Genomic DNA, 25,028 nt, shown 5'->3' with positions numbered 1-25,028 from the left:
ATTGAGTCTGTTTTTATAATTGTCATTAAACAAATTTATCTAAGTCTTTTGTTGTTTTTATTTATTATTATAGATTAAATTATAAACAATATCATATAGTTTTTTAAAATTATATTTAAAAGGCATCGGATGATATATCCGATGCCTCTGTATTATGTAGTAGGTTTCATTAACCTTATAAATTTATTATTATTCAATATTCTTATAAATGTACCCATTCTATTTAATGCTTCAATTTCTCCTACACTGTAACTTGTCATGAATTCTTTTGCTAATTCATGAACTGTCTTCTTACCATCTATATTTTCCCATGTGTAAGACCCTATTTCATCTAGATGCACATATAATTCTTTATGTGCCTTTCTAAATATCTTTAAAAGTACTTTATCTAATTTACTCTCTCTTTTTATAACCAAAGTAATATTAGAATTTTCCTCTCTTTTCTCATCTATATAAGGGTTAGCCTTTACAGGTATGTATTCTAATAAATTATTATGAGTTTTTATCCTTTTACTCATTTAATTCATCCGGCTTTCTTATATTAGAATAGTATAGTAATACACACCAAAGCAATGCATATGGTATTAAAGATACTATTGGATTATGAAGGAATGCTATTTTTTCTCCAAATCCCATATTAATTCCGAAATATGCAAATACTGCAAGTATTACTCCCATTAAAGAATCTCCTGCCACAAAACCTGACGCTATTAATATTCCAGATTCTCTTCTTAAAGCCAGTTCATCTCCTTTTTTTCTCTTTTCCAGAATCCCTCTTATGAACCCTCCAAGAATAGGTGCTGTTGATAGAGATATTGGTAGATAAAGACCTATAGCAAATGGAAGAACTGGAATTCCTAAAAGTTCAACTACGGCACCAATAGCCATTCCTATGAACAATAATATCCAAGGAAGGTTGCCTGTGAACACCCCTTTAACAACTAATGACATCAATGTTGCCTGTGGCGCTGGTAAAGCTTCTGAACCTATTCCATAAGCTTTATTTAATAGATTAATTACAAATCCAATAACCAAAGCTGATGATACAACTCCTATTAATTCTCCTATTTGTTGTTTCTTTGGAGTCGCTCCAACTAAAAATCCTGTTTTTAAATCTTGAGAAGTATCTCCTGTGATTCCTACAGCTATACATACTATAACTCCTACAGATAATGCTGCAAGCATACCTTTTTCTCCTGTACTTCCCATAGCTTTTAATATAAGTGAAGTAACTAATAATGTTGCTATAGTCATTCCTGATATTGGGTTATTTGATGTTAATCCAACCATTTTAGCTGCTACTGGTACAAATAAAATTGTGAATATAAGAACTAGTAGTGCTCTAACAAATCCTAATTTTAACGGTGGGAAAAATGCTATAAATACAAAAACTAATCCTATTAATGCAAGTACTAATGCCATATTTAAGTCATTATCGGTTCTTTTCACACCACTTGCTGATTTTCCATTGCCTAATTGCTGAAATCCCATTTTAAAGCTCTTAAACATTACAGGAATTACTTTTATAAAACTCCAAACTCCTCCAAATACAACTGCACCTGCTCCTATGTATCTTAAATAAAAACTCCAAACTTCTTTAACTCCAAGTTCTGCTATTGGAACAGTAGCTGGATATACTGCTGCTGTAAGCCCTGCTCCAAAATATTTTATTAAAGGTATAATTACTAACCAACCTAGAGCTGCACCTGAAAACATTATTGCAGATATTCTAGGTCCCATAACATATCCTACACCTAAAAGTGCTGGTGTAGCTTCTATTCCTATAAATGCATTTTGGAATCCTTTTATTAGAGTTCCAACACCACTTTCCCAAAGTTTGAATCCGTTTACGCAAAGAGTGTAAAATCCTGATAATCCTCCACCTATAAATAGCATTTTAGCTGATTTACCACCAGATTCTCCTGCTACTAGAACTTCCGCACAAGCAGTTCCATCTGGAAATGGCAATTCACCATGTTGATCAGATACAAAATATCTTCTAAGTGGTATAAGTATTAATACTCCTAGTATTCCTCCTACAAGTGCCATAACAGCTACTTGAGTAACACTAACCTCCATACCCCATACTATAAGTGCTGGTACTGTAAATATAACTCCACCGGCTACAGATTCTCCTGCTGAACCTATAGTTTGTACCATATTATTTTCTAGTATAGTTCCTCTTTTTAATATTCCCCTAAGAATAGCCATTGAAGTAACTGCACAAGGAACAGACGCTCCTACAGTTTGTCCTAGTCTTAAACCAAGATATGCATTTGCTGCACCGAAAACTACGGACAGTATACATCCTAAAACTATTGCTTGTAATGTAAGTTCTGGCATAGTAATGTCTGATGAAATAAACGGCTCATACTGATCACCAGGTATCATTTCATATGCTCCATGAGATAGCTTCTTTCTCTCAATGCCATCTTCTCTCTTTAGTTTTTTGGCTTCCACTTAAACTCCCCCCTACGTTTTATATATTAATTTGACAATGCTGAAAATTTAAATATTTCCAATTAGTATTATAAATACATGAATTAATAATGTCAAATAATTTCATTATAAAATTTAATAATATTTAATAATATTTAGAATATTTCATATTACGGTTATTTGTTAATAACATTTATTCCTTTTATACTTCACAATATATTAATTATACTGCCCAAATAGCAGCTTATTCATTAAAAACTTATCAATTATCTCCTCTACTATAGAATTTAACTATAGTTTTATATAAAGTTATTATATTTTTATAATTTGTGAAATAATTAATTATTAAAATTCATATTTTTATTTATGTGTAAAAAAAATTGCACATTGCATTATTTTTTTGCAATGTGCAATTTAAAACTATTCAATTTATTTGAATGTGCCTTATATCATATTACTTATAATTTTTGCTAAAGTATCTACAAAATTAAAATCTTCAAAGCCAAATTCTTTACTCCTCACAGAAGCTGATAGATACAAAACAGCATTGATATTATCATTCTTAATCAGTGGTACTACAACTATTGAGTGCCAATCCGGTGACCCAGTTATGGTATCTTTTTGTATTACATTATCCCAATCAATAGCATATATACCATGTCTCTTTTTCACTACTGATTTTATAATATCATCGTTTAAGTTAATATTTTTATTCCACCGCTCTTCAAAAGCTTTTCTTGAAAAACTTTCTGTTACATTCCCATTTTCTATCTTTAACAATGTTCCATAATGAGCTTCTGTTATTTCAATTATTCTACCTAAACTTTTATATATTTTTTCTTCTAAACTCATATTTTCGTTTAATAACTCTATCAATTCTACCATAACTAATACATTTCTATTGTTTTGCACTTCATTTCCTGTTATTATACCTGTAAGTTTATTTGTTACTTTAACTTTATTTGTTATATCTTCTTGCCAAACTCTGCATTGATTTCTTCCTCTTTCTTTAGCTACATAAAGTGCTTGATCTACCTTCTCTATCAACTGTTGTTTCCATTGCCCATGTTCTGGATATTCAACTATCCCCATGCTTACGGTAATTTTATTTTTATCACCTAAAATATTAGCTTGTTCAATCTTTTGTCTTAACTTTTCGGCAACGTTTTTAGCATCTTCTAAACTAATATTTTTAAGTAAAATAATAAATTCTTCACCACCGTACCTACCACATATATCAGTACTTCTTATATTATTTTTTACTATACTACAAACCTGCTTTAATACTTCATCCCCTGTTTGATGACCATATTTATCGTTTATATTCTTGAAGTGGTCTAAATCAAACATAATCATAGCGAATATTCCTTTATTTTCTGCTGCCATGTCTAAATTTTTTTCTATTTCCTCTTCTAAATATTTTCTTGTTAAAGTTGAAGTTAATTTATCATATGCCGCTATTTTATTTAATTTGTATTTTTCTAAGATTAAACCAATTAAACCATTTAATTGAATGCATTTCTTTAGAGATTTAATATTAAAATTATTTAAAGCTCTATCAGAATTTACATAAACATATGCCATTATATTATTATCGTATATCTCATTATCTCTACTTTCAAAACCTATATCACTCTCCAACCGAAGGATTACTGGAATACATATACATGCTTTTACATTCTTTAAATTTTCAATTTCATTAGTTTTATATTTATCAATGTTAGAAACCAATATTGTATTTTTATTCAACTTACACAGATTCAAAATATTTTTATCTTCCTCTGCTAAAAATTTATCATTACCGCTACATACAATTTTTTTAAATCCATTACTTTTTTCCTCAACTATATAAGCATTTGTTCCCATTGTCACATAAAGCATATATTGAAGTATTAGCTTTAAATTATCAATTTCATTTGAAGTTAACTTATTTAGTACAGATTTTATATCGTGAACTTCATTATGATACAGCGAACTATAAAATTTTTTAACAGACTTTACAAAGTGTCTATTGTCCATTATATTCTTGTAATTTATAAAATTTAAAACACCATCTATTTCTTTTATGTCTATTTCATTTGCATTTATTTTATTTGAAATCTTAGAATTTCCGTAATAGTATTCTTTTATATGCTTTAATATACCTATAACCTCTTTTATATTATGAAAACCTATAAAGGAATTTTTATATTTATCTGGTAACTGTTTTATTATATCCATTAATACTTCACAGCATTCAAAATAATATACAAATGAATTAAAATAATCTTCTTTTTTAAAGTAATAACTCCCTATATCACTACAAACTCTACTTTCTAATTTTTTATTTCCCTCTTTTTTAGCAAAATCTAAAACATTACTTAAAGCCTTTAATTGATTATTCTCATTGTATAGAGCTTTTAAATAATTTACGTACATTTCTAAATAATTTATTTCCTTACTATCTGAAAGTTCCACTATCTCATTTAATATTTTTTTTCCTTCACTAAATCTTTCTCTGTCATACAAAAAACTTGCTACTTTGCAAAGCCACTGAATTTTTACATTAGCATTATTTATCTTAATTAATAGCTCCTTTATGTCATTTACTATATGAGTTATTTCTTTTTCTTCACTTTCCATCAAGTCTATATACTTCAATAAAAATTGGCTATTAATTTGTACTAGTGGCTCTTCTTTATACATGGGATTTACTACTCTTTTTAAAAATCTCTTAGAACTTTCTAAATCACCAAATTCTAAAGCAAGTTCCCCAAACGCACTATAATATTCTAAAATATCTTTATCATTTATGCGATACTTGTCCAACTCTTTTTTAGACAAATTACAGTATTCATAAGCTTTTTGATAATTTCCAATCTTTAAATGTATTTTAGCTTGAAATACGTAGGAATAAAATACATTAGCTTCTAGATCATATTTTTTAGCTTTTTCTTCAACTCTTTGAAAATATCTTAGAGCAGAATAGTAGTCTTGTTGATAAAAATAACCTTCCCCTAAATTGTTAATAGCAATTATTTCGCTAATTATTAAATTATTTTCTCTGCTAATTTCAATAATTTCATTATATACTTTAGAAGCTCTTTCGATATCCTGATAAAAATCACCATATATAACACCCTTATTATTTAGTGCTATTACTAAACCTTCTGGTTTATTTAACTTTGTAAATACTTCTATGCTTTTATCCAATGCTTTTTCTGCCTTTATAAGCTCATTATTAACTATAAATATAAACGAAAGCAAGTTATAAAAAAGCCCCTTCTTTGCTTCAAATTCATCTAAACAAAGTTCAATGGATTTATTGCATATATCTTCTGCTTCCTCATATCTACCTTGTATATTATACAATCTGCCTTGCATTAATCTATAATCTAAATAATTTTCTAGATCCTCTTCCTTATTAGCTATTTCGCTTGCTTTCTTTACACATATTTCCATAAGATCTATTTCATTTTTTTCAGAATATATAGCAGCTTTTTTATTTAAACTATATCTTTCATATTTTAGTGCATTTAATCTTTTACCCTCTTTTTGCAATATATTTAAGTATTTTATAGCTTCATTAAATTCTCCTATATGCTGATGTAATCCTGCTATTTCAGTAATTATTTTTAAACTATCTAGATTTAAATTTTTTTTATCTAAAGCTTCCATTGCATTTTTTAAATTTTTTATAGCTTCCACATAGTTATTGTATTTTTTCATCTTACTAGCATTTTGAAGGCAATAATATATAACTTTCTCATTTTGATGAGATTTTTGAAGATGATATATAAGTTCTTCAATATAATTTTCATATCCATCTATATACTGTTTTTCCACAAACTCTGCTGCTAATTTATGTTTATTCTGTTTCTCTTTTTCTGTTATTCTTTCATATACTAAATCTTTAAACAACTTATTATAAAAATCATATACAAAACCTTGATCCCCTATTTTTTTACATAAAATACCTTTGTCTAAAATAATCTCTATTCTTTTTTCAACTTCACCTTTTTCATAACCACTCATAAATATTATATTTTCTATGGAAATTGGATTTAGGAATGTAGATATAATAGACAAAATATTGTAGCTTATATCATCTATGTCTTTAACTTGATTTATTAATATTTGATTTATGTCACAAGGAATAGGAATATCACTATACTCATAATCAGTACTCCAATAGCCAGTTTCCCTATTTACATATATTATTCCACTATAGTAAAAATTCTTAATTACCTCTTCTATAAACAATGGATTGCCATAACTCTTATTATAAATTAAATGAGAAAAATACTTAGGTATATCATGCATTCCCAAAATACTTTTTATCATCTCTCCTGTTTTTTCTTCATCTAATCCATTTAAAAGAATATTTCTAGCATTTTCCTTAAACTTTATATTTTCTATAAATTGAAGAGTATTTTTATTTAGTACATGTTGTCCATCACAATATGATAATATGATTAATATGCTTTTATTTTTCACTTGCCTTTTACATAAATAATCTAAAATCTCAATGGAAAAATCATCAGCTAAATGAATATCGTCTATAATTATTATCATTGATTTATACTTAGTAAAATCATTTATAAATCCATTAATTCTATTTAACAGCTTTAGTCTTTCTTTTGGAATATCTAATGTTTCATTATGAAGTATATTTTTGTTATAATGATTATCCGATATAAATTTTACTAAATCCTCTTCATACTTCTCTAAAACATCATGCTCACACTCAGATACTATTTGCCTTAGTATATCTTTAAAAGGTTGATTATCTCTATTATTCAAAGCAAAACTAAAATATACATTAGCTTTATTATACGTAAGTAAGTTTTTTATACTGTTTAAAAACTTAGTCTTACCGATACCTGTATCCCCATGAATTAATAATAGCTTGTCCTTAGAATTATTTGGCAATATATCTGCGTATTGCTGAAATACTAAATTTATTTCTTCATTTCTACCAATTAATTTAGTGTTTAAATTCAGTTTCTTTAAATCTTCAATTTTATCAAGCTTATAGTTTACATCTAACATATAATTTATATCTTTAATTATATCTCTTACAGAATCATACTGAACTTTGTTTAATGTACATTTTCTTATTATTATTTCAATTTTATCTAAAAAAACCTTGGGTAAGTAGCTCTTTATTCCAATATCTTCTCTTTTAAAAACGTTAGCTGTAAAATGCCCATATCCTTCTATACATAAATAGAATAATATTTTACCTAAAGCTTCTATGTCACATTTTATATTTTTATTGCTATTCTTTTCATATTTTCTATTTTTCCTATTATAATAGTTACTAACACCGCTATTGGCTCCCTCTAATTTTACAGTTGGAACATCTTTAAGCTTTACATCCTCTATGCCTTGGTTATCTACAATACATATATTATTAAAGTTCAATTCTCCATAAGTAAATCCCTTCAAATGCATATAATCTATGCCTTGACACAATTTAATAAATAAATCTAGCATTTCTTTTTTACCAGATAAATTACTTATGAGAGACCTAAATCTTTTATTATCATCATAATACTCATTGGTAAAAAAGTATTTTATATCCCCTAGTTTTTTATTATCTATTAAATTTATAATCCCAAAATCATATACTTTATTTATTCTAGGGCAATCCACATTTGTCCATACTATAAAATCCTCTATATAGTAATCAATTAATGACTTAGGAACCCTTTCATAATTAATTATATTTAGCATAACCTTCTTTTGTAAAATCAGATCATGAACTAAGTATGAAGAAGCTACCTTATTCTGTTTTATAAATTTTAAAACCCTATACCTATTATTTATAATTTCCATTATAACACTTCCCCAATGTAAAATGATTATAACTTTAATATACCACATAATTTTGAAATTATTAACATTTTTTTAAAATTTATTTTTTAAAATTATAACATATATTTATTTATTCATAATAAAATAATATGTTTTATTACTGTAAAAAAAAACTGATGGATAACTCCTCCATCAGAATATATAGTAACTCTTTATGTAAACATAGTAACCGATAAATTTTTATATTGATATCCTTTATGCTTTACAAATGAATTATTATTTGCCAACTTTTTAGCTTCTTCTACGTCCCTTGCTTTAAAAACAAAACACCCACTATTTCTATTATATACTCCTCCACCTATTAAATATTTTCCATTCAAACTTCTAGAATTTAAACAATTTATTTTGGAATCAGAGTGTTTGATGTTTGTTTCTTTTTCTCCTGTGTCATAGGAAATTTTAATAAAATAATTATTTTTACCCAATTATAATACCCCCCGTGCAAAACTCATTTGCTAATACCATTGTATCGAACATTCGTTCGTAAGTCAATAGAAAAAAAGGTTACCTGAAAACTTTTTTGTTTTCAAGATAACCCTTTATTCTACTTATCCCTTTTTTATGTCTAGAAACTCCATTAATTTTAACTATACTTTTAATTCTATTTATTTAGCTTTATACTTCAAAATTCTCATAGAGTTAAATATAGCTACAAGTGCTACTCCAACATCTGCGAAGACTGCTTCCCACATATTTGCTATACCTAATGCCCCCATGAATAATACTACAAATTTTATTCCTAATGCAAAAATAATATTCTGCATTACTATCTTTCTTGTATACTTAGATATATCTATTGCCGTAACAACCTTAGATGGTTCATCTGTCATAAGAACTATATCTGCTGCTTCAATAGCAGCGTCAGAACCCAATCCCCCCATAGCTATTCCTACATCTGCTCTTGTTAAAACTGGTGCATCATTTACTCCATCTCCTACAAAAGCAATTTTCTTATTTTTTCTAAGATTGTTCTGCTCTTTTTCAAATATATCCACTTTATCTCCAGGTAAAAGTTCGCTATAAACCTTGTCTAGATTTAACTTTCTGCCTATACCCTCTCCTACTGTTTTATTATCACCTGTAAGCATAATTGTATTTTTTATACCTATATTTTTAAGTGCTTTCAACGCTTTCTCAGAGTCCTTTTTTAGTTTATCTGATATTACTATATATCCTAAAAAATTGCCATCTACTGACACATAAACTACAGTCCCTAATTCACTAGCTTCTTTAAAAATTATATTTTTCCACTTCATTAATTTATCATTACCAGCAAACACTCTTTTACCCATTACATCTACTTTAATTCCCTTGCCAGATATTTCTTCGTAATTATTAATTATACTTTTATCTATTTCTTTACCATAATATTTTGTAATAGAACTAGCAATAGGATGATTAGAATACGACTCTGCATAAGCTACATACTTAATCAATTCCTCTTCACTTATCCCAGTGTTAGGAACTACACTAGTAACTTGAAATATGCCTTCTGTCAAGGTACCTGTCTTATCAAATACTAAAGTTTCTACACTATTTAAAGCCTCTAAGTAATTGCCTCCTTTTACCAATATTCCATTTTTCGATGCATTTCCTATACCTGCAAAGAATCCAAGAGGAACGGAAATTACTAGGGCACAAGGACAGGACACCACAAGGAAAATTAAAGCTCTTTTTAACCAATGTGCAAACTCAGCCTCTGATACTAATATTGGTGGTATCACTGCTAAGGCTAAAGCGCTGAACACTACTATAGGTGTGTAATATCTAGCAAATTTTGTTATAAATTGCTCTGTTGGAGCTTTTTTAGCTCCGGCATTTTCTACTAAATCCAGTATCTTTGATACAGCAGATTCAGAAAATCTCTTAGTTACTTTTATAATCAGCACACCATTCATATTAATAAAACCACTTAAAATTTCATCTCCTACGCTAACACTTCTTGGCAATGATTCCCCAGTTAGGTTAGAAGTATTAACCATGGATTCACCTTCTAAAACAACTCCATCTAGAGGTACTTTTTCTCCAGGCTTAACTAATATGGTATCCTCAAGATTTACTTCTTCTGGTGATATTTCTCTATACTCCTCCCCCATTTTTATCCTAGCTATTTCTGGTCTAATATTCATAAGATCTGCTATAGACTTTCTAGATTTATTAACTGCTCTGTCTTGAAATGCTTCTCCAACTTTATAAAACAACATTACAAACACAGCCTCTGGAAACTCCCCTATAGCAAAGGCTCCTACTGTTGCTATAAACATTAAAAAATTTTCATCAAATACTTCTCCTTTGAAAATATTTCTTAAAGCTCTTAAGGCTATATCTCCACCTATAAGTATATAGCTAAGCAAATACATAGTTAACTCTACATAATTGAAAAATTTAAAAATGGATACAATTATAAACATTATTGTTCCTACAACAACCATTGATACATTCTTTTTATCTAAGCCTTCATGAGCATGCGCATGAGTATGATTGTGCCTATAGGAATGCTCATAATCATGAGTATGCTCATGATCATGAGAGTGACCACATTCACAACTGTGACTATGCCCAGATTCAGTTTCTTTTTGTACCGATTGTCTAGCGTTTTTTTCTTCAACTACTACATGTGGTTCAATAGCCTTTACTATTTTTTTTACCTTTTCCTCTACATAATTAATTTTATTTTCCTCTTTTAAATCTATAATTAAAGTTGAAGTAGCAAAATTAAGCACAGCTTGTTCTACTTCTTCTAATGAATTTACTTTTCTTTCTATTTTCGCTGCACATCCTGCACACCCGAGACCCTTGAGTATATATTGTTTGTTTAAATTGTCTTTTTTATCTTTGCCCATGGTTTTTCCCCCCCTATTCTCTAAATTTTATTTATTCCATAACATGATCAAAACCTTGTTTTAAAACACTTCTTATGTGATCATCATCCAAAGAATAATAAACTACCTTACCATCTCTTCTAAATTTAACAAGTTTGCTCTGTCTTAAAGTCTTTAGTTGATGAGATATAGCTGATTGACTCATATTAAGCAAATTAGATATATCACATACGCACATTTCTTCTATAGAAAGAGCATAAAGAATTTTTAATCTTGTAGAATCTCCAAATATTTTAAAAAAATCTGCTAGTTGAAATAATATTTCTTCCTTTGGTAAATTATTCTTAACATGCTTCAATGCACCCTCGTGTATACTATAACAACTACATATATCCGTATTTTTGTTATCCATATTCTTACCCCCTAGTTACTATTTACACTTTTATATATGTTCATGTGTTCATATGTTAATATGATAATATCATAATTTTAATATCTTTGCAACATAAATATAAGAATATACTGTGACGTAAGCGCAATAAGAAAAATCTGATTTTAATTCCGTAATAAATGTGTAATTTGGGACCGTTCACAATACGCCAAGAACTTCTAAATGTCTCACAGTTAAAGCCCCTAAAGCTTTCAAACTCACTCGTTCCTCGTTCAAACATGAAAGCTTCTTAACGGTTCTTTAACTGTGAGACATAAGAAGTTCTAAGGCTAGTTCAATAGTCCCCAATTCCACATTTATTACTACATTAAAATCAGATTTTTAGTTTAATATGTTTATGGCTGGAGAGGCGAAGCCTACTAAAGGATGATTTTCCTCCACTACGTTACGGAAAATCTTTAATTTATAAAACAAATAAAAAGGCTCCCATAATCTTTTTAGACGTAGCCTTTCGTTTAGAACTTAAATCCCGGTTATTAATAATATTTTCACTAATTGGGAGATACAATTAGTCACTTTAATTAGGTACTAGTAAATACATAATTATTAAAATAAAATATTGGATAAAATTTAATATATTTTGCCATAATACATTGGCTTGTATAAATCTTAACTTTAATATTTAGACTGGCTACCGCCAATAAAAGATTGTAAAAGCTTAAAAGAAAAAGCTATAATTATTCGATTAATAGTGTAATTATAGTTTTTATTATCAAATTATTGTATTTATATATTTTTTATTCAATTAAAGATTTTCTGTAGCATAGCGGAGGAAAATCATCCTTTAGTTAGCTGTCTTCCTCATTTGATAACTTATGCATGAACCGAAAAATCTGTCTTTAAGGTAACAATAAATATATTTTTTTAGACTATTGAGCTAGCCTTAGAAATTCTTTGTTTTCAAATTTCAATACCCGTTAAGAAGCTTTCATGTTTGAGCACCGTCAGAAGCGAGTTTGAAAGCTTTAGGGTATTGAAATTTGAAAACATTAGAATTTCTTGGCGTATTGCGAACAGTCTAAAAAAATATATTTATTGTGGACTTAAAGACAGATTTTTCTTATGGCACTTACATCACAATATTCTTATGTTGTGTGTTATAATTTATGTAGAAGTATATTATAGATTGGAGTGAGAATCATGAGTGAAAACTATAAATTTTTCCAACACAAAAACTGCGAATACTTCCCTTGTCATAAAGTTAAAGATTCTTCTACTTTTAACTGCTTATTTTGTTTTTGCCCACTATATGGCTTAGGAGATAAATGCGGTGGAAACTTTAAATATACAGATAATGGTATAAAAGATTGTAGCAATTGTTTAGTTCCTCATTCTAAAAATGGTTATGAATATATAATGTCTAAAATGCCCGAGGTTATGAAACTAGCTTCAACTAATAGAAATAAAAAATAAGATTAAATTTTTACTGATTTACAATAATAAAAGCATATGTTGAATAGCTTGAATTCAACATATGCTTTTATTATATTTAAATACATTACTCAAACCTATCGTCAGAGTACTGCTTTCTATATTTATTCATTATATCCCTAAATATCTGTGCTGTAGACGGAGGTGTGACAGTTATAGCATTAGCCCCTGCATCTATGGCTCTCTTTATACTATCTTCATTAGGTCCACCTGTAGCTATTATAGGAATTTCTTTAAACTGTTCCCTTATTTTCTTTACTATCATAGGAGTTCTTTCTGCTCCACTTACATTTATTATATTAGCCCCCGCTTCTATACGTGACTTAATATCTTCATATTCTGAAACTACCGTTACCACTATAGGAATATCTATGGTTTCTCTCATATTTCTTATAACTTCATTAGGTGTGGGATTATTAACTACTACTCCCATGGCTCCTTTAAATTCTGCATCTAAGGCTAAGTTAACAACTCTTTTACCTGTAGTTATTCCCCCTCCAACTCCACAGAAAATTGGTATATCTGAAGATACCACTAACGCTTGAGTTATAATGGGTTGAGGAGTAAATGGATACACCGCAATAACAGCATCAGCATTAGTATTTCTTATTATGGCAACATCAGTTGAGAAAATAAACGATTTTAATCTTTTTCCAAATACTTTTATACCACTAGCATCTCTTATAACTGGCGGCAATTCTATGATATGATTTCTTAAAGCCCCCTTAACTTCTGGAACGAACTTTGCCAAGTTTTTCCCCTCCTTATACTTTATTTTTGGGACATTCAAATATTATTTTTAAGTTTATTTATTCATTTATTTTTTTATCTAATATTCAATAATTTACACCAAAAACGAATGAAAATCAATAATTTAACTAATAATATTACTATAGTTTTTTTAGTGTCCATAATCATTTGAAAATAACAATAAAAGGAGATAAATTATGTCTAAAAACCATAATAAAACCAACAAAAAAGTAGCAGAAGATATAGAAAATGCTTTTAAAGAACATAAAAGTAGTGAAACCTCTGTAAGTGGATTTAAAGAAAGGGATTTAGAACCTTCGAGAAAAAATTTAAAAAGATAAAACTATTTGTTTATAAAATGCATTAAATATTATTTATATATAATTTTACAATAATTATCAAAGGGAACTATAAAATTTTTTAATAGTTCTCTTATTTTTCTAGCTAATTTCTAGATTTTCATATTGATAATTATAACTCATAGCTATTCCCCTATAACTCCAAAGCTAATTTTACATATATTTATAATTTTTCTATATAATCCAAATATTGTTTACTTGAATTTAATATATTATTCTTACCCTCATTTATTTCTTTCACCAGTTTTTTAGTCTCATCCCAAGCTAACTTATATTCTACTTCGGTTACATCTCCCTTTTTAAAGGCTTCTTCCAATTCATCTCCATCTAAGATTACTAATTCACCTCTAGGAAGCACTACTATATCTAAATATAAATCGTCAAAATAAGGTATACCTTTTCTATTTATTCTAGGTTCTCTACATATATCAAAATACCACTGTATAATTTCTTTTTTATCATTTACCATAGTTGTAAGTGCATAGTTTTTTCCTTGTGGAAACTGCTGCATCCATAAATATCCCTTATCAGCTAAAAGCAATTGTTTCCCTAAAACTTCCTTTTTTAAAGGATCTGTAACCTCATCTATGTATATTGCTGAGATATACCCCTTAAAGTCTTCATTGTCTATATATGTTAATTTAAATCTCTTTTTTAGAACTCTTATCCAATTCTCTTTATCTGCAAATTTTCTTTTCATAAACTAACCACCTAACCCTTTATTAACCCTATTATTTACTTATATTATACCATTAACTCTTATTAGTTATAATTACTTATATATTTTTTTTAGATATATTTGTATTAGTTTCATATTAAAATTATATATTTGTAAATAAATTCAATTTATTTACAGATAAAGAACTTGTCAAAAACATACTTTCATATTCAAATATATTGATAAAAATTTTAATACTTAAGTTAGTAGCATACTGGCAACCTAAGTATACTATTATTGGAAATGTACATAATACTATCATAAATGTTTTTAATAACTAAATACATGCGGTTATGTCAAGAATACGAATATAGTAAAACCTAAGCTTTTACCTTCACCTGGTAAAATATCTAAGACAACTTAAAAAACTGAAAATAGGTAACTACCCTTCATATTAAAGGATAGTAAGACTTTGAAAAAATAAAACTAAAAATAGGTAATATTTTATGCTGTTGATACTATATTAAGTTTTACAAATACAAAACTTAAATATTAAGATTTCTGCAAAAATGTTAAAATACTTAAAATTAATACGATTTTCTAAGATTATCTTTTAAAATATCTTTATATCTAAATTTTATAGACTTTGACTTTCTTTGACCTTTATTGTATTATATATTTGTAATAAAAATTAAATATTTTGAGGAGGTTGTTATTTATGTTTGATTTAGTTCCTTTTAAAAGAAATAATATAGTGAAAAGAGATGATTATTTTAATAAATTCTTTGACAACTTCTTTAAAGATGATTTCTTTAGCTCCAATGAACTAATGGGAAATTCTTTTAGAGTTGATGTTAAAGAAACAGATACAAATTATATGATTGAAGCAGAATTACCAGGCATAAACAAAGAAGCTATAACTATAGAATATGCTAATAATTATCTTACAATTTCTGCTAAAAAACAAGATAGGCTAGAAGATAGTACTTCAAATTACGTAAGAAGGGAAATTTCCTATGGTGAATTTAAAAGAAGTTTCTATGTAGATAATGTAAATGATAAAGATATTAAAGCAGAATTTTCAAATGGAATACTAAAAATAAATCTTCCTAAAAAAGAAAAAGAAAGAACTAATACTAAAAAAATAGAAATTCAATAATCACTAAAAACTTCATCCCCCAATTAAATTAAAGACTTGAAGTTAAATTTAAAAATTCAAAGAGAGATAAGGACTTTAATCTTATGAAGTCCTTATCTCTCTTTACTTATATTTATCATATATTATCATAGAATCTAAATTAGCCCTCTAGACCTCTGACACTCTAGCCCTCTAATATACTCCCATTTCTCTAAATTTATTATATCTTCCTTCTAAAAGTTCTTCTGTAGATAATTTCTTTAACATTTTTAAAGTTTCTAATAAATTATTTTTAATATCTAAAGCAACATCCTCAACAGATTCGTGAGCTCCGCCTTGGGGCTCCTTTATTATCTTATCTATTATTCCTAAATCTTTAAGATCCTTAGCTGTTATTTTCATAATGTTAGCAGCTTCTTTTGCCCTAGAAGAATTCTTCCACAATATAGTTGCAAGTCCCTCTGGTGACAATATAGAATATATAGAGTTTTCAAGCATCCACACTTGGTCACCTACTGCTAGGGCAAGTGCTCCTCCGCTGCCACCTTCACCAATAACTATAGATATAATTGGTGTTTTTAATTTAGACATTTCTAATAAATTTCTAGCTATAGCTTCTCCTTGACCTCTCTCCTCAGCTCCTACACCACAAAATGCACCTGGAGTGTCTACAAAGCAAATTACAGGCCTTTTAAATTTTTCTGCCTGCTTCATAAGTCTTAAAGCCTTTCTATATCCTTCTGGATTTGCCATGCCAAAATTTCTCTTTATATTTTCTTTAGTATTTTTTCCTTTCTGCTGCCCTATTATGGTAACTGGAATATCCTCAAGCTCACCAATACCACCCACTGTGCAGCTGTCATCTCCAAAATATCTATCTCCGTGCAACTCTATAAAAGAATTAAATATTATATCTATATAATCAAGAGCGGTAGGTCTTTCTACCATTCTCGCTATTTTCAGCTTTTCCCAAGGGGTTATATTGCTCATTTTTTCACCTCCACAGCTATTTATGCATCCTAAGAATTTGTCCTAGAGTTCTCTTTAAATCAGCTCTACCAACTATTTTATCCACAAATCCTTTTTCTAGTAGAAACTCTGCAGTTTGAAATTCTTTAGGTAATGTTTGATTTATGGTTTGCTGAATTACTCTCTTTCCTGCAAAGCCTATAAGAGCTCCTGGTTCTGCAAGAATTATATCTCCAAGCATAGCAAAACTAGCTGTCACTCCACCTGTAGTTGGATCCGTAAGTACTGTTATATACAAAAGTCCTTCATCACTATGTTTGCCTAGAGCGCTACTAGTTTTAGCCATCTGCATAAGTGATACCATTCCCTCCTGCATTCTGGCTCCCCCTGAAGTGGTAAAAATTATTATAGGGAGTCTTTCTTTCGTTGCTCTTTCGATAGCTCTAGTAATTTTTTCACCTACTACAGCTCCCATACTTCCCATCATAAAATTACTATCCATAACTGCGATTATAGCTTTATATCCATGAATTCTACAAATTCCAGTAACTACTGCATCTTTTTCTCCGGATTTTTTTTCTTCCTTTGCTAACTTCTCCTGGTATCCCGGGAAATTAAGTATATTTTTACTTTCTATATTTGTATCCATCTCAATAAAAGTGCCTTCATCACAAATTAACTTTATTCTTTCTCTAGCACCTAATCTAAAATTATAATTACAATTTGTACATACATTTAAATTTCTTTTTACGTCTTCTTTATATATAATACTTCCACAGTTCTCACATTTTATCCACATTCCATCAGGTATACTAGGCTTTTTATTAACATTATCCACAATATTTTTCTCTTGAACTTGAATATATTTATCCTTTTTTAAAAGCTTTCTAAATTCAAACATAGGCCTTTACCTACCTTACTTTAAAAATTGACTTTCTATAAAGCCTGTGTGAAAATCTCCAGATACAAATTTCTCATTATTTAATATGTCGAATTGAAAATCTATATTTGTATCTACTCCCTCTATTATAAATTCTACAAGGGCCCTTCTCATCCTCATTATAGCTTCATCTCTAGTTTCTCCATAGACTATTAACTTTCCAATCATGGAATCATAGTTTGGAGGTATCTTATAACCTTGGTATACTGCAGAATCAAGTCTTACTCCTAATCCTCCAGGTACATAAAGATATTCTATCTCTCCAGGGCAAGGCATAAATCCCTTATTAGGATTTTCTGCATTTATTCTACATTCTATAGCATGACCTTTTATTTTTATATCTTCTTGCCTTAAAAGTAGCTTCTCTCCACTAGCTATTTTTATTTGCATTTTTATAAGATCTACTCCTGTAACCATTTCAGTTATAGGATGTTCTACCTGTATTCTAGTATTCATCTCCATAAAGTAGAAATCACCTCTACTATCTACTAAAAATTCAATGGTACCTGCATTACTATATCCTGCTGCCTTAGCTGCCCTAACAGCTATTTCTCCCATTTTGTTTCTAAGTTTTTCATCTATTACAGTAGATGGTGCTTCTTCTAGCACCTTTTGATTTCTTCTTTGAAGTGAACAATCTCTCTCTCCCAAATGAATCACATTTCCGTAATTGTCGGCTAATATCTGAAACTCAATATGTCTAGGTTTTTCTATAAATTTTTCAATATACATGCTGTCATCCCCAAAGGCTGCTTTTGCTTCACTTTTAGCACTTCTAAAGGAATTTAAGAATTCTCCCTCTTCTCTCACTATTCTTATTCCTCTTCCGCCTCCACCTGCAGAAGCCTTTATCATTACAGGAAAACCTATATCTTTGGCAATATAAAGTCCTTCTTCTTCATCACATACAGCACCCTCTGAACCTCGTATAACTGGAACCTGTGCCCCTTTCATCATTTCTTTTGCCTTTGATTTATTTCCCAAATTTTCTATTACATCAAAATCTGGTCCTATAAATACTATATTACACTCTTTGCACATGTGAGCAAACTTGCTATTTTCTGATAAAAATCCAAAGCCTGGATGTATAGCTTCTGCTCCTGTAAGCACTGTGGCACTTATTATATTTTCCATATTTAAATAACTATCCTTAGATTTAGCTGGTCCAATGCAAACTTTCTCATCTGCTAATTGAACATGAAGAGCATCCTTATCAGCTTGTGAATAAACCGCTACAGTCTCTATTCCCATCTCTCTACAAGCCCTTATTATTCTAACTGCAATTTCTCCTCTATTTGCAATTAATATCTTACTAAACAATTAAATCACCTCACCTTTTCTATTAATGTCCAATCACTAATCCTTATTTCTAAATATCTAATCTATAATAAATAACTAATAATTCTTCATTCTAATCCGTAACGCAATTACAATTTAGGGATTGGTGATTGTTGACTAGTGACTACCTTAAAACTAGCCTATAGCAAAAGTAAGCTCTCCTTCTGCTGCCTTTTCCCCATTTACTGTAGCTACTGCTTTTCCTATTCCCATAGGGCCTTTTCTTTTTATTATTTCCACTTCTAGTTTAAGTACATCTCCCGGTACCACTTTTCTTCTAAATCTAGCCTTATTTATTCCACCGAAATAACCTATCTTTCCTTTATACTCTTCTAAACTTAAAAGGGCTACTGCTCCCACCTGCGCCAATGCTTCTATTATTAAAACTCCCGGCATAACAGGTTCACCTGGAAAATGTCCTTGAAAAAAATATTCATTCATGGTGACATTTTTATATCCTACTGCTTTAATTCCTGGTTCCAATTCTTCTATTTTATCCACTAATAAAAATGGATATCTGTGAGGTATTATTTCCATTATTTCTTTTATATTAAGACTCCTACTTATAGTTTCCATAAATTATTACCTCCAAATAATATAGTTAGTGAATGAATTTAAGATTTTATATAAATAATATAATTTCTTAATTAATCTAGTATTTTTAGTTTACTTAATAAATTTATTACCTTGGGTAGATTTAGTTTATTTAATACTTTTAATCCTCAATCCTTAGAGTATCCCTTAGGACTGAGGATTTTATATTACCTTTTTCTTATTTTAAAAAGTGGTTGACCATATTCTACCATGTCTTCATTTTTCACAAGAATATCCACTATTTCCCCATCTACTTCCGCTTCTATATCATTCATAAGCTTCATAGCCTCTATTATACATAGTGTTTCTCCCTTTTTAACCACTGAACCTATATTTACAAAGTCATCCTTATCTGGAGATGGTGCTGCATAAAAAGTACCTACTATAGGTGATTTAACAATATCTATATTTTTATCATCCTGCTGTTTTAATTCTTTCTCTGTTTCTACCTGAACTTCCCTTTCTAATGCAACTTCCTTCTTAAAAGAATTTTCTTTTTTATTGTTTGCTGATATATTATGTGATATTAACTTAGAATTATTTTCTTCTACTAATACCTTTTCTTCTTTACCCATTTTTAGATGTATTCCATCTATCTCTATTTCAAAAGAAGTAAGCTTTGACTCACTAACAGTATTTATCAAATCACATATTTCTTTGTAATTCATACTATTTGTCATCCCATTTCTTTATTATTATAGTTGCATTATGACCTCCAAATCCAAGTGAATTGGATAATGCATAAGTTATATCTTCTTTTCTTCCTACATTAGGAACATAATCAAGATCACATTCTTCATCTTTTACCTTGTAGCCCACAGTTGGAGGTATAAATCCCTCTTGTACAGCCTTTATGCAAATTATAGCTTCTACTGCACCTGCAGCGCCTAAAAGGTGTCCTGTCATAGATTTTGTTGAACTTACAGGTATATTATAAGCCCTCTCTTTAAATACATTCTTTATAGCTGCTGTTTCAAATTTATCATTATATGGTGTACTTGTTCCATGAGCATTTATATAATCTATGTCCTCTTCTCTTATTCCTGCATCTTCTATAGCAAGCTTCATAGCTCTAGCGCCACCTTCTCCATCTGGTGCTGGTGAAGTTATATGATATGCATCACAAGTCATACTATAACCTTTCATTTCAGCGTATATTTTAGCACCTCTATTTTTAGCATGCTCTAGTGATTCCAATACAACAATTCCAGCTCCCTCACCAATTACAAATCCATCTCTCTCTTTATCAAAAGGAATAGATGCTCTCTTAGGATCTTCACTTTTACTTAGAGCAGTAAGTGACGCAAAACCTGCCACTGTAAGAGGCGTTATGGACCCTTCACTTCCCCCTGCTATTACTACATCCGCATAGCCATGCTCTATAAGTCTGAAAGCATCTCCTATGGCATTAGTACCTGTGGCACAAGCTGTAACTACAGTAGTGCATGGACCTTTAGCTCCAAATTTTATAGCTATATTTCCTGCAGCCATATTTCCTATTAACATAGGTATCATAAAAGGTGACACCCTAGAAGGTCCTTTTTCTAAAAGCTTTTTATGCTCCCCTTCCAATGTAAGTATTCCACCTACTCCTGAACCTACTAAAACCCCGACTCTTTCCTTATTTACTTTTTCTAAATCTAATCCTGAATCCTTTACTGCCTCTTCTGCAGCTACCATAGCTAGCTGACAATATCTATCCATTCTCTTAGCTTCTCTTCTATCCATGTAATCTTTAGGATCAAAATCTTTAACTTCTGCTGCAACCTTTACCTTTTGATCACTAGCATCAAATCCCTTTATAAAATCTATTCCTGACACTCCATTTTTTATATTATTCCAAAATGTATCTACATCATTACCTACAGGAGTAATTGCTCCTACTCCTGTAACAACTACTGCTCTCTTCATAACTTATCATCCCTCTATTCTTGATTCTCAATTCTTAATTCTTAATTTGTTAAAATTCCCTTATATGTTTTGACACCGTTTTTTCTATATAAACTGTCTACTTTAAATTCTACATAACCATTCCGCCATCTACATTTATAACCTGACCTGTTATATACTCTGCCTCATCACTAGCTAAAAATGTCACTGCATTAGCTACATCTTCTGGATTTCCTAATCTCTTTAGTGGAATAGTATTTACAGCTCCTTCTTTAACCTTTTCAGATAATACCGCTGTCATATCTGTGCTTATAAACCCTGGAGCCACTGCATTTACATTTATGCCTCTTGAAGCTAGTTCCTTAGCCGCAGATTTAGTCATACCTATAATTCCTGCTTTAGCTGCTGCATAGTTTATTTGTCCTTGATTTCCCACAAGACCAACTACAGAGGATATGTTTATTATTTTTCCACTTCTTTGCTTCATCATTATCTTGCTGGCATGTTTTAAACAGTTAAAAGCCCCTTTAAGATTTACTTCTATTACTTTATCAAACTCTTCTTCCTTCATTCTAAGTATTAAAGTATCCTTAGTTATTCCTGCATTATTTACAAGAATATCTACTGAACCCAACTGTTCAAAAGCTGTATTTACCATACTTTCTGCCTCTGAAAAAATGCTCACATCTCCTTCTATAGCTAAAGCCTTTACTCCTTTGGCTTCTATTTCTTTTACTAACTCTTCCGCTTTTTCTTTATTACTTCTATAATTTATAACTATATTAACTCCTTTTTCAGCCAGCTTTAAAGCTATTGCTCTTCCTATTCCTCTGCTAGCTCCTGTTACTATAGCATTCTTGCCTTTTAACACATAATCCACTCCTTTACCAAGTGATTCTTAGAAAAACTTATTCAAAGTGGTATTGGCTCTTATCTCTTTTGAGTATAGAGCCAACACACAGGGGATAAAAACTAACTTTCTAAAACACTTATAGCTTTTTCTAGTGAATCTAAATCCTCTATATTTACTACTCTTAACTTCCTATCTATCTTTTTTACAAAACCACTTAAAACTTTTCCTGGACCTATTTCTACAAATGTATCTACTCCATCTTCTATCATTTTATTAATAGTATGCTCCCACATTACTGAAGACATCACTTGCTTTTTTAAGTTTTCCTTTATTTCCTTGTATTTAACATAATCTCCTGTAACATTTGTTATAAGAGGAATTTGTAGTTCATCTATATGCACATGCTCCAATTCTTTATATAAGTTTTCTGCAGCATCCTTTAACATAGATGTATGAAAAGGTCCACTTACATCTAGCAATATAGCTCTTTTAGCCCCTTTGTCTTTTAATATATCTACTGCTAGCTCTACAGCCCTTATTTCCCCGGCAATTACTATTTGTCCTGGACAATTATAATTAGCAACTTCCACTATGCCTTCTTTTGAAGCTTCCACGCAACACTCTTTAACTATATCTTTGTCTAATCCTATAATAGCTGCCATAGTTCCTACTCCTTGAGGCACAGCTTCTTGCATCAATTTTCCTCTAGTTTTTACAAGCTTTACTGCATCTTCAAACTCAATTGCTCCACTAGAAACCAGTGCTGAATATTCTCCCAAACTTAGCCCCGCTACTATATCTGGCTTAATGCCCTTTGCTTCTATAGCTTTTAAAGCGGCTATACTTGTAGTCAATATAGCAGGTTGAGTATTTTCGGTTTTATCTAATTCTTTTTTAGGACCCTGAAAACATACATTCCTTATGCTAAACCCTAAAACTTCATCAGCCTTTTTAAACACTTCTCTAGAAGCATCTATATTTAATGCTAATTCCTTTCCCATGCCCACATATTGAGCACCTTGTCCTGAGAACAAAAACGCTATTTTGCCCATATTTAATCCTCCTAAAGTGTTCCTTTACATAATTAAATAATCTTTATATTAAAAAACGTCATAATTATAAAACTATTTATAAGACTATTTTTTTGCCATACTATTTATTATTTGTTCTGCTTCACTAAACATCTCCTGAACAATTTCCTTACAACTTCCTTTTTTAGATACAAGACCTGCTATTTGGCCAGCCATAACTGATCCACCTACCATATCACCCTCACGAGCAGCTTTTCTCAAAGCCCCTGCTCCTAATTTTTCAAATTGTTCTAAGGACGCATTTTGTTTTTCTAAAGTTACATATTTTCTTGATAGCTGATTTCTAAGTACTCTAACTGGATGACCTGTACTTCTTCCTGTTACTACTGAATCTATGTCCTTAGCTGCTATTACTTTTTCTTTATAATTTTCATGAACTGTACATTCATCTGCTACCAAAAATCTAGTTCCCACTTGTACACCTTCTGCTCCTAGCATAAAGGCTGCCGCCAATCCTCTTCCGTCTCCAATACCACCAGCACCTATTACTGGTATATTAACTGAGTCAACCACTTGTGGAAGTAGCGCCATAGTAGTTAGCTCCCCTATATGGCCACCTGCTTCACAGCCCTCAGCTATTATAGCATCGGCCCCTGCTTTTTCCATCCTTTTAGCTAGCGCAGTGGATGCAACCACTGGTATTACCTTTATATCATGTTGCTTCCACATGTCCATATACTTACCTGGATTACCTGCTCCTGTGGTTACAACCTTAACTCCTTCTTCGCAAACTAACTGAGCTATTTCATGTGCATTTTCGCTTAAAAGCATGATATTAACTCCAAAAGGCTTATCTGTGAGTTTCTTTGCCTTTCTTATTTCTTCTCTAACATAATCTGTTGGAGCATTTCCTGCTGCTATTATTCCAAGGCCTCCTGCATTGGCTACTGCTGCTGCTAAAGTTCCATCTGCAATCCACGCCATAGCTCCCTGAATTATTGGATACTTAATATTTATAATTTCACAAAATTTTGTATGAAACATCATAACACCTCTATATTTTCTGCTATAATATATTTGAACTATAATACCTAAACTTTTTTATTTTATATTTGGGGAAACCTATTTTGGTTTCCCTCTTTTTTATATATTTTATTAATTGCTATAAATATACCAAGCGGAATAGTCGTTACTAATTTATACTCTTATATAAATGCCAGCAATACTATTCCGTCTTAAATTTTTTACTTTTCTATTTTTAACTCTACGTACTTAACTATGTCGCCTACTGTTTTCATATTTTCAATGTCTTCATTTGGTATCTCAATACTGAATTCATCCTCTAAAGACATAACTATTTCAAATATTTCTAATGAATCTACTCCTAAATCATCTGTAAAAGTTGAACTTAATTGTACTTCCTCTTCTTCTATTGATAATTGCTCTGCTACTATTTTTTTTATTTTTTCAAAAACCATTTTTACTCCTCCTAAAATAATGAAATAT

At 30.0% G+C, this 25,028-nt stretch carries 21 protein-coding genes; 3 read left to right on the top strand and 18 right to left on the bottom strand.

What is annotated here, in order from left to right:
* Positions 1–152: 152 nt before the first annotated feature.
* The 6 genes from C1715_RS03795 to C1715_RS03770 form a co-directional block, all read right to left on the bottom strand.
* Entirely contained in the window at positions 153–518 is a 366-nt protein-coding gene (locus tag C1715_RS03795; RefSeq protein WP_102399324.1) for a PqqD family protein, read from the bottom strand.
* Positions 511–2,391, bottom strand: a complete 1,881-nt coding sequence (locus C1715_RS03790) for an OPT family oligopeptide transporter (protein ID WP_102399492.1) — start codon at positions 2,389–2,391, stop codon at positions 511–513. The genes C1715_RS03795 and C1715_RS03790 overlap by 8 nt, the downstream gene beginning before the upstream one ends.
* A gap of 492 nt (positions 2,392–2,883) precedes the next feature.
* Positions 2,884–8,259: a diguanylate cyclase gene (locus C1715_RS03785; protein ID WP_180963980.1), complete on the bottom strand. Its 5,376-nt coding sequence runs from the start codon at positions 8,257–8,259 to the stop codon at positions 2,884–2,886.
* A 191-nt stretch (positions 8,260–8,450) separates the two neighbouring features.
* Positions 8,451–8,723 carry a hypothetical protein gene (locus C1715_RS03780; protein ID WP_102399322.1) on the bottom strand — a complete coding sequence of 91 codons (273 nt, stop codon included), beginning with the start codon at positions 8,721–8,723 and terminating at the stop codon, positions 8,451–8,453.
* Positions 8,724–8,903: 180 nt separating this feature from the next.
* Entirely contained in the window at positions 8,904–11,141 is a 2,238-nt protein-coding gene (locus C1715_RS03775) for a heavy metal translocating P-type ATPase (protein ID WP_102399321.1), read from the bottom strand.
* A 31-nt stretch (positions 11,142–11,172) separates the two neighbouring features.
* A complete protein-coding gene (locus C1715_RS03770; protein ID WP_102399320.1) occupies positions 11,173–11,532 on the bottom strand; it encodes an ArsR/SmtB family transcription factor in 360 nt (119 codons plus the stop codon).
* Between the two features lie 1,179 nt (positions 11,533–12,711).
* On the opposite strand from C1715_RS03770, the gene C1715_RS03765 reads away from it, so the two are divergent.
* Entirely contained in the window at positions 12,712–12,984 is a 273-nt protein-coding gene (locus tag C1715_RS03765) for a cysteine-rich small domain-containing protein (RefSeq protein WP_102399319.1), read from the top strand.
* 85 nt (positions 12,985–13,069) lie between these two features.
* On the opposite strand, the gene C1715_RS03760 is transcribed toward C1715_RS03765, so the two are convergent.
* Complete coding sequence (locus C1715_RS03760) at positions 13,070–13,753, bottom strand: response regulator (RefSeq protein ID WP_102399318.1); 684 nt, start codon at positions 13,751–13,753, stop codon at positions 13,070–13,072.
* Positions 13,754–13,949: 196 nt separating this feature from the next.
* On the opposite strand from C1715_RS03760, the gene C1715_RS19255 reads away from it, so the two are divergent.
* Positions 13,950–14,093 carry a hypothetical protein gene (locus C1715_RS19255; protein WP_180963979.1) on the top strand — a complete coding sequence of 48 codons (144 nt, stop codon included), beginning with the start codon at positions 13,950–13,952 and terminating at the stop codon, positions 14,091–14,093.
* A 181-nt stretch (positions 14,094–14,274) separates the two neighbouring features.
* Here C1715_RS19255 and C1715_RS03755 read toward each other — a convergent pair whose 3' ends face one another.
* The gene (locus tag C1715_RS03755) at positions 14,275–14,811 is read right to left on the bottom strand and encodes a ribonuclease FAU-1 family protein (RefSeq protein ID WP_102399317.1); all 537 of its coding nucleotides are present in this window, start codon (positions 14,809–14,811) and stop codon (positions 14,275–14,277) included.
* 676 nt (positions 14,812–15,487) lie between these two features.
* Here C1715_RS03755 and hsp18 point away from each other — a divergent pair.
* Positions 15,488–15,928: a heat shock protein Hsp18 gene (gene hsp18, locus C1715_RS03750; RefSeq protein ID WP_102399316.1), complete on the top strand. Its 441-nt coding sequence runs from the start codon at positions 15,488–15,490 to the stop codon at positions 15,926–15,928.
* Positions 15,929–16,099: 171 nt separating this feature from the next.
* Here the strand turns inward: hsp18 and C1715_RS03745 are convergent, their stop codons facing one another.
* From C1715_RS03745 to acpP, 10 genes are all read right to left on the bottom strand, one after another.
* Complete coding sequence (locus C1715_RS03745) at positions 16,100–16,897, bottom strand: acetyl-CoA carboxylase carboxyltransferase subunit alpha (protein WP_102399315.1); 798 nt, start codon at positions 16,895–16,897, stop codon at positions 16,100–16,102.
* Between the two features lie 16 nt (positions 16,898–16,913).
* On the bottom strand, positions 16,914–17,777 hold the full coding sequence (accD, locus tag C1715_RS03740; protein ID WP_102399314.1) for an acetyl-CoA carboxylase, carboxyltransferase subunit beta: 864 nt from the start codon (positions 17,775–17,777) through the stop codon (positions 16,914–16,916).
* Positions 17,778–17,792: 15 nt separating this feature from the next.
* Positions 17,793–19,136, bottom strand: coding sequence for an acetyl-CoA carboxylase biotin carboxylase subunit (locus tag C1715_RS03735; protein ID WP_102399313.1), 1,344 nt, complete (start codon positions 19,134–19,136; stop codon positions 17,793–17,795).
* A gap of 153 nt (positions 19,137–19,289) precedes the next feature.
* The gene (fabZ, locus tag C1715_RS03730; protein ID WP_102399312.1) at positions 19,290–19,730 is read right to left on the bottom strand and encodes a 3-hydroxyacyl-ACP dehydratase FabZ; all 441 of its coding nucleotides are present in this window, start codon (positions 19,728–19,730) and stop codon (positions 19,290–19,292) included.
* Between the two features lie 185 nt (positions 19,731–19,915).
* Positions 19,916–20,416 (bottom strand): acetyl-CoA carboxylase biotin carboxyl carrier protein, encoded by a 501-nt coding sequence (accB, locus tag C1715_RS03725; RefSeq protein ID WP_102399491.1) that lies wholly within the window; start codon positions 20,414–20,416, stop codon positions 19,916–19,918.
* 1 nt (position 20,417) lies between these two features.
* On the bottom strand, positions 20,418–21,659 hold the full coding sequence (fabF, locus tag C1715_RS03720; protein ID WP_102399311.1) for a beta-ketoacyl-ACP synthase II: 1,242 nt from the start codon (positions 21,657–21,659) through the stop codon (positions 20,418–20,420).
* A gap of 109 nt (positions 21,660–21,768) precedes the next feature.
* Positions 21,769–22,509, bottom strand: coding sequence for a 3-oxoacyl-[acyl-carrier-protein] reductase (fabG, locus tag C1715_RS03715; protein ID WP_102399310.1), 741 nt, complete (start codon positions 22,507–22,509; stop codon positions 21,769–21,771).
* 101 nt (positions 22,510–22,610) lie between these two features.
* Positions 22,611–23,543 carry an ACP S-malonyltransferase gene (gene fabD / locus C1715_RS03710; RefSeq protein ID WP_102399309.1) on the bottom strand — a complete coding sequence of 311 codons (933 nt, stop codon included), beginning with the start codon at positions 23,541–23,543 and terminating at the stop codon, positions 22,611–22,613.
* A gap of 84 nt (positions 23,544–23,627) precedes the next feature.
* Positions 23,628–24,566 (bottom strand): enoyl-[acyl-carrier-protein] reductase FabK, encoded by a 939-nt coding sequence (fabK, locus tag C1715_RS03705; protein WP_102399308.1) that lies wholly within the window; start codon positions 24,564–24,566, stop codon positions 23,628–23,630.
* A 200-nt stretch (positions 24,567–24,766) separates the two neighbouring features.
* Complete coding sequence (gene acpP, locus C1715_RS03700; RefSeq protein WP_102399307.1) at positions 24,767–25,000, bottom strand: acyl carrier protein; 234 nt, start codon at positions 24,998–25,000, stop codon at positions 24,767–24,769.
* Positions 25,001–25,028: the final 28 nt, after the last annotated feature.

The sequence above is a fragment of the Haloimpatiens massiliensis genome (assembly GCF_900184255.1).
GTDB classification, from domain to species: domain Bacteria; phylum Bacillota; class Clostridia; order Clostridiales; family Clostridiaceae; genus Haloimpatiens; species Haloimpatiens massiliensis.
Note: the sequence above shows the minus strand (reverse complement) of the source record. Positions and strands in the feature narration are given on the sequence as shown.

Bases quoted from the DNA above. Each gene is read 5' to 3' on its own strand.
- C1715_RS03795 (WP_102399324.1), bottom strand. From the start codon at position 518: ATGAGTAAAAGGATAAAAACTCATAATAATTTATTAGAATACATACCT.
- hsp18 (WP_102399316.1), top strand. From the start codon at position 15,488: ATGTTTGATTTAGTTCCTTTTAAAAGAAATAATATAGTGAAAAGAGAT.
- C1715_RS19255 (WP_180963979.1), top strand. From the start codon at position 13,950: ATGTCTAAAAACCATAATAAAACCAACAAAAAAGTAGCAGAAGATATA.
- fabK (WP_102399308.1), bottom strand. From the start codon at position 24,566: ATGTTTCATACAAAATTTTGTGAAATTATAAATATTAAGTATCCAATA.
- C1715_RS03785 (WP_180963980.1), bottom strand. From the start codon at position 8,259: ATGGAAATTATAAATAATAGGTATAGGGTTTTAAAATTTATAAAACAG.
- C1715_RS03755 (WP_102399317.1), bottom strand. From the start codon at position 14,811: ATGAAAAGAAAATTTGCAGATAAAGAGAATTGGATAAGAGTTCTAAAA.
- fabZ (WP_102399312.1), bottom strand. From the start codon at position 19,730: ATGGAAACTATAAGTAGGAGTCTTAATATAAAAGAAATAATGGAAATA.
- C1715_RS03790 (WP_102399492.1), bottom strand. From the start codon at position 2,391: ATGATACCTGGTGATCAGTATGAGCCGTTTATTTCATCAGACATTACT.
- fabF (WP_102399311.1), bottom strand. From the start codon at position 21,659: ATGAAGAGAGCAGTAGTTGTTACAGGAGTAGGAGCAATTACTCCTGTA.
- acpP (WP_102399307.1), bottom strand. From the start codon at position 25,000: ATGGTTTTTGAAAAAATAAAAAAAATAGTAGCAGAGCAATTATCAATA.
- fabD (WP_102399309.1), bottom strand. From the start codon at position 23,543: ATGGGCAAAATAGCGTTTTTGTTCTCAGGACAAGGTGCTCAATATGTG.
- accD (WP_102399314.1), bottom strand. From the start codon at position 17,777: ATGTTTGAATTTAGAAAGCTTTTAAAAAAGGATAAATATATTCAAGTT.
- C1715_RS03745 (WP_102399315.1), bottom strand. From the start codon at position 16,897: ATGAGCAATATAACCCCTTGGGAAAAGCTGAAAATAGCGAGAATGGTA.
- C1715_RS03775 (WP_102399321.1), bottom strand. From the start codon at position 11,141: ATGGGCAAAGATAAAAAAGACAATTTAAACAAACAATATATACTCAAG.
- C1715_RS03765 (WP_102399319.1), top strand. From the start codon at position 12,712: ATGAGTGAAAACTATAAATTTTTCCAACACAAAAACTGCGAATACTTC.
- accB (WP_102399491.1), bottom strand. From the start codon at position 20,416: ATGAATTACAAAGAAATATGTGATTTGATAAATACTGTTAGTGAGTCA.
- C1715_RS03770 (WP_102399320.1), bottom strand. From the start codon at position 11,532: ATGGATAACAAAAATACGGATATATGTAGTTGTTATAGTATACACGAG.